The organism is Colwellia sp. 6M3 (assembly GCF_014077595.1).
GTDB lineage: Bacteria > Pseudomonadota > Gammaproteobacteria > Enterobacterales > Alteromonadaceae > Cognaticolwellia.
The window spans coordinates 1-10,198 of sequence record NZ_JACGWF010000115.1; the positions used below are offsets into that span (position 1 = coordinate 1).

At 35.2% G+C, this 10,198-nt stretch carries 5 protein-coding genes; 2 read left to right on the top strand and 3 right to left on the bottom strand.

Features of this window, described 5'->3' with window-relative positions; translation table 11 throughout:
• Positions 1-110: 110 nt before the first annotated feature.
• Complete coding sequence (locus H4J50_RS17095; RefSeq protein ID WP_182257470.1) at positions 111-2,999, top strand: two-component regulator propeller domain-containing protein; 2,889 nt, start codon at positions 111-113, stop codon at positions 2,997-2,999.
• On the opposite strand, the gene H4J50_RS17100 is transcribed toward H4J50_RS17095, so the two are convergent.
• Both H4J50_RS17100 and H4J50_RS17105 read right to left on the bottom strand, forming a co-directional pair.
• Complete coding sequence (locus H4J50_RS17100) at positions 2,991-5,924, bottom strand: ATP-binding protein (RefSeq protein WP_182257471.1); 2,934 nt, start codon at positions 5,922-5,924, stop codon at positions 2,991-2,993. The genes H4J50_RS17095 and H4J50_RS17100 overlap by 9 nt on opposite strands.
• A gap of 251 nt (positions 5,925-6,175) precedes the next feature.
• The gene (locus tag H4J50_RS17105) at positions 6,176-6,691 is read right to left on the bottom strand and encodes a YgjP-like metallopeptidase domain-containing protein (RefSeq protein WP_108456657.1); all 516 of its coding nucleotides are present in this window, start codon (positions 6,689-6,691) and stop codon (positions 6,176-6,178) included.
• A gap of 241 nt (positions 6,692-6,932) precedes the next feature.
• Here H4J50_RS17105 and H4J50_RS17110 point away from each other — a divergent pair, with 241 nt between their 5' ends.
• Complete coding sequence (locus H4J50_RS17110; RefSeq protein WP_182257472.1) at positions 6,933-8,855, top strand: S9 family peptidase; 1,923 nt, start codon at positions 6,933-6,935, stop codon at positions 8,853-8,855.
• A gap of 72 nt (positions 8,856-8,927) precedes the next feature.
• Here H4J50_RS17110 and pgi read toward each other — a convergent pair.
• On the bottom strand, positions 8,928-10,198 hold a 1,271-nt coding region (gene pgi / locus H4J50_RS17115; RefSeq protein ID WP_182257473.1), incomplete at its 5' end, for a glucose-6-phosphate isomerase.

The window sequence follows — 10,198 nt, forward strand, 5'->3', positions numbered from 1 at the left end:
TGTGGTACAACAGCCTCCGACTTCATTCGTATCTGGATTATCAAATTCCTAACGTTTTTGAATCAGTGGGTAGAGAATTAGAAATGGTTGCTTAACTAGGTTGACTGAATTTGGTTGACCACGTCAGAGGTCTTAATCTTTATAATGAAGAGTCCAAAAGTTTTAGACATTTAACGACAAAGACCCAAAATGCTCAAATTAGTAATGATGGTATCAATACTCTATTTGAAGATAGCGAAGGTAAAATATGGATAGGAACCGAGAACGGGTTAAATATTTTATCGATTAAAGGTGATGTCTGGGATGTAGTACAAATACAACAGAAACTAGGAGATAAAACCAGCTTGTCGCATAATACCGTTTATTCAATTATTGAAACTCAAGACAATGAAATTTGGATAGGTACTAATGGTGGTGGTATTTCAGTCTTTGATTTAGCAGGTAACTTTAAGCGCACAATAAAGTATGCTCTAAAAAAAGAAGATAGCTATGCTAATAAGTATGTGAATGCACTTTTTAAAGATAAAAAAGGCAATATTTGGGTTGGCACCGTTGATAACGGCTTATTGAAGTATGTAGTTGGTGATAATAGCGTTGTTCATTATAAATATGACGATAGTGATGATAAATCAATTAGTAGCAATACAATACATAATGTATATCAAGATTTTGAAGATAATATTTGGATAGCGACTGATAACGGCTTATCTATTTTTAATAATGAAACTAAGTTATTTGAGAGGTTTACTTATTCAGCAAGTAATCATTATAGCTTAAGTAGTAATTACATCATGAGTTTTTTTGAAGACCAAAATGGTTTGATGTGGATTGGCACAAATAATGGTTTAAATCGTTGGGATCCATCGATGACAACATTTAACCAATACACTGAAAGGGAACACCCTGCAATCGATCGACAAAATATAACTAGTTTTGCCCAAGCATCATCAGATAGTATTTATTTCAGTGCTTATAACGGTCGAATATACCAGTACATAGTCAGTACTGATAAAGTTATAGAACTAGAGTTAAACAAATTCTTTGAAAATTTACGTGTTATGACTCTGTTTTATGATAATTATTCTCTTTGGGTTGGTACTAGAGCTACAGGTTTATATAGGGTTGATTTAAACACAAATATAATTACTACCTACACCCATGATGAAATGGATGAAAACTCAATATCGGCAAACAGCATTACCGATATTATTAAAGATTCTGATGGAAACCTATGGGTTTCTACATTCTATCAGGGTCTGAATATGCTTAATAAAGATGGTGATTTCGTACGTTATATTAGTGATAAAAATGCGCCCAAACAAGGGCCAAGTAATAATGCTATTTTACATCTACTGGAAGATGAGCAAGGTATTATATGGGTTGCAACATACGGAGGAGGATTGAGTCGTTTTGATCCAAAGTCCGGTGAATTTGAACATATCTTAAATGATAAAAATAATGCCAACAGCCTTTCTAGTGATTTTTCTTGGTACTTATTATTAGATAACGATAAAAACCTATGGGTCAGTACTCAAGCAGCAGGATTAAATGTATTATCCTATGAGAACAGAGTTGCGAAAAACTATAAATTTAAACGCATCGGCACAAACGATGGCATGAAAAGTCAAACAGTTTATGGCATGATTCAAGATAGCTATAACGATATATGGTTAAGCTCAAATCAAGGTATAACAAGGTATTCAGTCAATTCTAAAGTTTTTAAGCACTTTGATCTAAGCCACGGATTGGTTGATTTAGATTACAATCATGGTGCAATTTTTAAAAGTGTCGATGATGTGATTTACTTTGGCGCAGGGAAAGGCGTTTCAAGTATTCAACCCAGTAAAAATCGAAATAAAATACAGCCCCCACAAGTACGATTAACCAATGTCTTTAAGCTTAATGAACCTATGGCGTTATCAACAGCCATCACAGATCTTAAAAGCTTAGAACTTGATTATGATGATCAATTGATTTCATTTGAGTATGTTGGGCTTAATTACGCTTATCCTGAGTCTACTAAATATAAGTATCGCTTACTTGGCTTTGATCAAGCTTGGCTAGATGCAGGTAAGTCACGCCGTGCTACCTATACCAATCTGCCTGCAGGTATGTTTCAGCTGCAAATAATAGCGGGCAATAGTGACAATGTATGGAGTGAACCAGGCTATACCTTAGATATAATTGTGAAACCAGCACCATGGAATACTTGGTGGGCCTATATTTTATATACTTCTGCTGTGGCGCTAGCTTTATTGTTTTATTCTCGTTTATTAAATCGTAAATTAGTTGTTGAGCAGCAACAAAAGCTCTATTTAGAACAGCAGGTTTATGATAAAACTGAGAAGTTTACATCTAAAAACTTAGAGTTAGCTCAAGCCAATAAACAATTAGAAAAAGCGGCAATTGTTGATAAAGTTACGGGCGTAAAAAGCCGTCGCTATTTAGATATATATATTGAACAAACTAGTCAATTAATGAACCAAATGCACCAAAATTTATTACCTGTGCAAAGAGAAATGTTGCCACGGCTTTATATTTTAATGGTACGTCTTAAGAGTAAAGAAGCGGTGAGTAATAGCCAGTTAATCAATCTTACTGATTTATTGCATTATAGTAGAAACAACGATGATCTCGTTATTCGTTGGTCGAATGATACTTTTGCGGTTATTGGCTATGAAAAGGGCAATAATGCCAATGAATTAGCTGCGCGTTTATCAGGTAGATTAAAAAGCGTGGTTGATGTTGATGACGCTACGGCCATTAATATGGCCTATTCATTCTTTCCATTTAGTCGAGAAAATCCTCTAGACTTATCTTGGGATCAAATCAGTGTGATGATAGAACAAGCATTAAATTATACGGATGAAAATAAGCAGCTTTCATGGTTAGGCTTATGTGGACCAAAATCTAATGTTTTTGACTATTTACAGTTGATGAAAAAAAGCAGCCTCACTAACTTAAAAGAACAAATAATTATTAAGTCAGGCTTAGTCTGATGTTCGTTGCTCTTTTTGCTTCTGTTGCTGATATTGCTTCGGCGTGGAGTCAAACATTTCTTTAAAGCAACGGCCAAAATAAGTTTGCGACGAAAAGCCAACATCAAGTGCTATACGACCAATTTGAGAGCCATTTTGTAATAGCACTTTTGCTTTGTTAAGGCGAAATTCTTTTATGAAGTTATTCGGTGTTATGCCTATTAATGCTTTAATTTTACGTTGCAACTGACGCTCGCTCATTGCCATTCTGGCTGATAACTGTGTAATGTCTAGATCAGTATCTGTATACACCTCAGCGGTTATCGATTCGAGCTTTTCTAAAAATTTATTGTCAAGTGTGACATCCTCATCACTTGTATAAGCTAAGTCTGCGACGTTTTCAATGCTATTAACTTTTCTACTTGTTTGCAGATTTTTATTAAAGCTTTGTAAATAACTTTTTTGTAATTCTTCTCTATTAATAATTAAGTTATCTATGCGTGTTAATAGCTCTTGATGATTAAAAGGTTTACTCAAGTACTCATCGGCTTGTAAATTTAAACCATGTAAGCGGCTATCAAGATCAGAACGGGCTGTTAATAATATCACCGGAATATGAGAGGTTAATTCATGGCTTTTAAGTTGTTGTAACACGGCAAAACCGTCAATGCCGGTGAGCATAATATCGCAGACGATAACATCAGGAATGTATTCTTGGGCAAGTGTTAATCCAAGTTCACCGCTACCCGCTATCAAGCTATGATGTTGCTGCTCTATTACTTGTTTAATATGGCTTTGCATATCCAAGTTGTCTTCTATAATTAAAACAACCTTTTGACTATGGTTTCTAATATCTTGAACTGAATTGTGAGGTTCAATTAACAAAGAAGATACTTCAGTTTGAGAAATACTTGTTGGTGTTAGCTTCTCGTCAGATATGGCAGTGGCACTAGGAATAATTAAGGAAAATTTACTACCTTTACCATACTCACTAAAAACATTAATTTTCCAATGATGTGCTTTAACCAGTTCATTCACCAAAGATAAACCAATACCAACACCGAAAACGCCTTTGTTTTGTTCGTCATCTGCGCGTTGAAAACGCTCAAATATTTTACTTTGTGAGGCTGTATTTATACCTATCCCGGTATCAATAATATCTAAGATAAAGTTGTCATTGTTGCTGTGAGCAATAACTTGAATACTGCCACCCGCTGGCGTGTATTTAATGGCGTTCGCTATTAAATTAAAAATAATTTTTTCAAATGCTTGGGCATCACAATCTAACCAAATATGTTCTGGGATATCGCAGGTTAAGGTCAAGTTGTTTTGAGTGGCAAGACGCGAAAACGAGTCTGCTGGCATCGACATTAATGTTTGCAGTCGATAGGTCGCCATAGTTAATTGTGGGTTATCAGATAAGCGAGATAGCTCAAGGAGTTGTTCAACCATACGAACTAAACGTAAACCATTGCGCTTCGCTGTTTTAAGCTCTTTACTCTCTTCCTCTGTTTGAGCTTTAACCAAGTAGCGATCTAAAATTCCATTAATAATTGTTAACGGAGTCCTAAACTCGTGGGAAATATTGGCAATAAACTTATCTTTTAAATCTAACGCTTGTTGTTCTGCAAGTTTACGTGCAGTGAGGTTAATAAAGGTAATCACAACTAAGGGTTGCTCTTCTCTTTCTGCCCATTGTAATTCTGCTTGTACAGGGAATTGAGTACCGTCTTTTCGGGTAGCCGTACACTCTATCGATATGCCAGCCTCTTTTCGTTGTAAAGTATAAACATTACTTTTGAAGTCAAAAAAGTAATGCATTTGATCATCTGTCGAGAAAAAATCGCTAACACTTGTGGTAATAATTTCACGCTCTAAACATTGAAAAAGTTGTACAGCGGCGGGGTTTGCTGAAAGTACTGTCCCATCTGTGCTAGTGGTTAATATGGCATTACTTGAGACATTAACTATCGCTTTGTCTTCACTATTAAGCATTGCACTGGTTAACACTTGATTAAGCTTCACTAATGTTTGCTGTTCGGTATTTTGTAACTCTATTTTCTTTTGATTTTTATATCCTAAACGATTTTTTCGATAAATAATCGTCATTAATAACGTTAAAGCAATACCGAGCCAAGTGGCAATTAATATCGACTGCAAATACGAGTTTATATTGTAATGCAGGTTTAACTCGGTACCCGCTAAATGCATGAATACTGAACAAGCTATTAATAAAATCAAATAAAGCTCAGACGTAAATTCTGGTGTTACTTCTGTTGGCGGCTCATCAGTTATTACAGAGTTATTAGCGGCAATAATGAGCGAGCAATACGGAATAAGCACTAACAACGTTAGTAAGTATTCTGGTAAATAAATGATGAACCAATTGTTTAGATAATCAATCATGTTATCTAGCAATAATGCAGCCGCGGAAATTGCGAGAACGCCATAAATTTTGCGCCAAAAATTACTATGACATTGAACACAATTTGTCGCTAAACGAATGAAAATAAGTACAGCTATTAGCAAATGGAACAATTGAGATGAAGCTACTTTATTTTCAATCTTATTTGAAAACTCTATAGGGAGTAAAACGAAATAACTAAAACATATCAGTGTGAAGAATATGGCGGCTACACGGTTACTGATATTTTTATTACTTTTAGTTTCATTATTATGAGGGTTAGTTTCTATTGCTAGAATGACAAAAAAATAACTGCAAAGTGTGAAGAAATCTCGGATCAAAAGGTCATCACGTAAGATACTAAAACTGAAAAGTAAGTTAGATATCAAAGCAGAAAGCAGGGCGAGGGTTATAAACTGCCAAAAAAGTTTTAGTTCTCGTGTGTTAATTCGCAGGTAGCTATTAACAATGAACCCTACACTGAGCAGTTGTAAAATAAGTAGCGGGCCTTGTAAACGCCAGACATCACTTAAATTAAACATATCGTTTATTAAAAAATATGGCAGTAAAGTGAGTACAACACTAGCAGTGAGCAATAGTTTTCTATTTTTTATCTGCAAATTTGCAACCCAATATTATATGACAACAAGTGTATTTTTATATTTAATTTGTTGGCATTTATTTAACTTTTTACATTATACAGTATGTTAATGCTTTGTGAATAATCATAATTGATTTAGTCATTACCCAAAGCATATTACTCATTTATACAAAATAAAAAGCTTCGCTAGGGTTAAGGTGATTTGTAAATACAGCCATTTGTTTCAAGCTCTGTAAGATAAATACGCGTCATTAATTCTAATTGATGATAATTAGGTAACATATGTTGGCACAGTTGATAAAAAGCCTTGTTGTGGTCTTTTTCTTTTAAGTGAGCAAGCTCGTGTACCACGATCATATTTAATAAAGATAGTGGCGCACGTTTGAACATACTACCAATACGGATCTCATTTTTACTTTTTAATTTACTACCCTGCACACGAGAAACATAAGTGTGTAACCCTAATGCATTGTTAATAATATGAATTTTATCGTCATACTTTACTTGGCTCAAGGGCGCAGATTTTTTTAGGTATTGTTGCTTAATCGCAAGAGAATACTCTCGTAATGCTTTGTCTGATGTAATCTCATGTGGTTCAGGAAACTGGGTTAATAAATAAGTCTTTAAATTACCATCATTAATAAGCTGAATAACTTGTTGTTGAGTTTCAGCGGAGTAATGAGATAAGTACTTTAACGGAGTGGTCATTGGACTATTAATATTTCTAAATGTTGGTTTCAGCGATTATTACACAGCTTACGCTATTTTTATTTTAACGTTCAGTATTTTTTTTACTGAGTTTTAACTTAATTTTAACTCACTGCTAGATAATCGTTAGAGCAAAAAATGTGACTTTAATTGTATGATAATTAAACTATACTTGATTTCGAGAAAAAAGATTTAATAACTCCAATAATATTGAATGACAATTAATGATAAGGGACTACAAATGATAAAATGGCCAACACTAACTCAGTTTATAGCACTATTGACGGCGGTGTTTTTGCTCGTTGCCTGTTCGAAGCAAGAGCCAGTTGTAAAAGCCAATGAGCCTGCAATAGTTAAATCAATATTTAAAACTTATAGCGCAGAAGAATTTTATAAAACGCGCACAGTATTTGGCTCTTCAATAAATACCGATGCAACCGCAGTATTAGTGAGTGACGATGAAAGCGGTATTTATAACGCTTATAAAGTACCTTTAGATGGTTCAACAACAACCCAGCTAACTCATTCAACTAAAGAGTCGATTTTTGTCGTTAGTTGGTTTCCTGATGATAATCGATTTTTATACAGTGCAGACAAGGGTGGTAATGAACTAGATCATTTGTTTGTACAATCGGTAGAAGGCAAAGTTAAAGATTTAACCCCAGGTGAGGGTTTAAAAGCCTTTTTCATGAGTTGGCATGAGGATAATTCGCAATTTTTTGTTGCTACAAATGAAAGGGATGCTAAATTTTTTGATATTTACGTATATCAAGTCGCTGACTACTCCAGAGCCCTTGTTTATCAAAATAATTCTGGTTACTCACCTGAAGTGGTAAGCCCTAATGGTCAATATATCGCTTTAAGTAAAAGTAATTCTAATGCTGATTCTAACTTGTATCTAGTTGATTTAGCTAATAAGCAATCCTTAGCGCAATTAATCACAGAGCACGAAGGTAATGTTGAGCATAGTGCTTATACATTTACCCGTGATAATAAAGCACTCATTTATTCAACCAACGAATTTGGCGAATTTAATCAAGCTTGGTCTTTTGATTTAGCCAGTAAAGAAAAATCAGTAAACTTTGCTGTAAATTGGGATGTCAGTTTCACCTATTTTTCTAAAGATGGCCGTTATCAAGTTCATGGTATTAACGCCGATGCACAAACTAAAATAGAGATCATTGATCTTAACACTAATAAAAAACTCACTTTACCTGAAATGCCAAGTGGTGATCTTCGTGGTGTTAATTTTTCCAGTGATGGTAAGAAAATGGTTTTCTACATAAACTCTGATACGTCACCTTCAAACTTATTTGTGCATAAGCTAGGTAGTAGTTTAATAAAGCGCTTAACAAATACAGGGAACCCAAATATTTTAGAAGAAAACTTAGTTGTAGGCGAAGTCGTGCGTTTTAAAAGTTTTGATGGCTTGGAAATTCCCGGTATTTTGTATAAGCCTAAACAAGCTGCCATACAAAAAGTTCCTGCGTTGGTTTGGATACATGGTGGTCCTGGAGGGCAAAGTCGCAAAGGTTACTCGGCGCTTATTCAGCATTTAGTCAATAATGGTTATGCTATTTTTAGGATTAATAACCGAGGTTCTAATGGCTATGGAAAAACATTCTACCATTTAGATGATAAAAAACATGGCGACCATGATTTAAAAGATGTGGTTTATAATAAGTATTACTTACAAACGTTAGATTGGATTGATGAGGATAAAATTGGCGTTATTGGAGGTAGCTATGGTGGTTATTTAACTATGGCGGCAATGGCCTTTACTGATGAGTTTGAAGTAGGCATAAATATTTTTGGAGTAACAAACTGGGTTAGAACTTTAGAAAGTATTCCGCCATATTGGGAAGCCTTTCGCCAATCACTTTATGATGAACTTGGTGATCCAAGTACAGATAAAGAGCGTTTACATAATATTTCACCAGTATTTTTTGGTCAAAACGTTAAAAAACCTGTACTAGTTGTACAAGGGGAAAATGATCCAAGAGTATTAAAAATTGAAAGTGATGATATGGTGGAGTCTATTCGCAGTGGCGGTACTTATGTTGACTATTTAGTATTTGACGATGAAGGTCACGGCTTCAGTAAAAAAGCGAATCGAATCAGTGCTTCAAATAAGTTTTTAAGCTTTTTAAATGATCACTTATAAGTTTTTAAAAGTGTGATGTAAAAATAGCGAACATAGTGTTCGCTATTTTTTTCTGAGGCTATTGAAAGTTTATTACTTATAACTTTGATAAAAATTAATTAAGCCAATGGTCGAGCTGTCATGCTGGTTATTTAAGTTTCCAGATGATAACTCTGCTTGAATATTGTTGGCTAAACCTTTACCAAGTTCTACACCCCATTGGTCGAATGAACAGATTTGTAAAATAATGCCTTGCACAAATATTTTATGCTCATACATAGCAATTAAACTGCCTAGTGAACGTGGTGATATCCGTTTCATTAATATGGTGTTGGTAGGGCGGTTACCTTTATGAACTTTGTGTGGGGCAACTTTATCAATGTAATCTTGTGTACGACCCTTTGCTTTTAAATCCGCACGCACTTGAGTTTCATTAACACCCTGCATAAGGGCTTGAGTTTGAGCGAAAAAATTTGCCATTAAGGTTTCATGATGACCATGTACGGGCGTAACACTCTCAACTGAGCCAATAAAGTCTGCAGGCACAACATTATTGCTTTGATGTAGGTATTGGTAAAAGGCATGTTGACCGTTAATTCCTAATTCACCCCAAATCGACGGTACAGTGGGATATGAAATAGAGTCACCATCCCACGAAACAGACTTACCGTTACTTTCCATCTCAGCTTGTTGTAAATATGCTGACAACATGTGTAAAGTCTGGTCATAAGGCAAAATAGCTTGAGATTGCGCACCGAGAAAAGTACAGTTCCAAACACTGAGTAGTGCCAAAATAACAGGTGCATTTTCTGCTAGTGGAGTATTACAAAAGTGTTGATCAATTTCATGCGCGCCTTCCAGTAATTCAATAAAGCGTTCAAAACCTAAGTCGATAGCGATAGGTAAACCAATCGCAGACCAAAGTGAGAAACGACCACCTACCCAGTCCCACATATCAAAAATATTTTCTTCAGCGATACCAAATTCCATGGCATTCTTTTTATTTGATGATACGGCAACAAAGTGCTGAGCAATGGCTGATTGATCAAAAGATGAAGATACGAGCCATTTCATAGCCGTTCTGGCGTTGGTCATTGTTTCTGTGGTAGTAAAGGTTTTACTTGAAACAATAAATAAGACCTTTTCTGGATTCAAAGGTCTAAGTACATTAGCTATTTGGGTACCGTCAACATTGGAAACATAATGGACATTCACGCTATTATCACTGTATTGGTCTAGTGCTTCAGTGACCATTTGCGGGCCTAAATTTGAACCGCCCACACCAATATTTACCACATCAGTAATACGCTTTCCTGAATAACCACTCCATAAACCTTGGCGAACTTTCTCACTAAAGGTTTTCA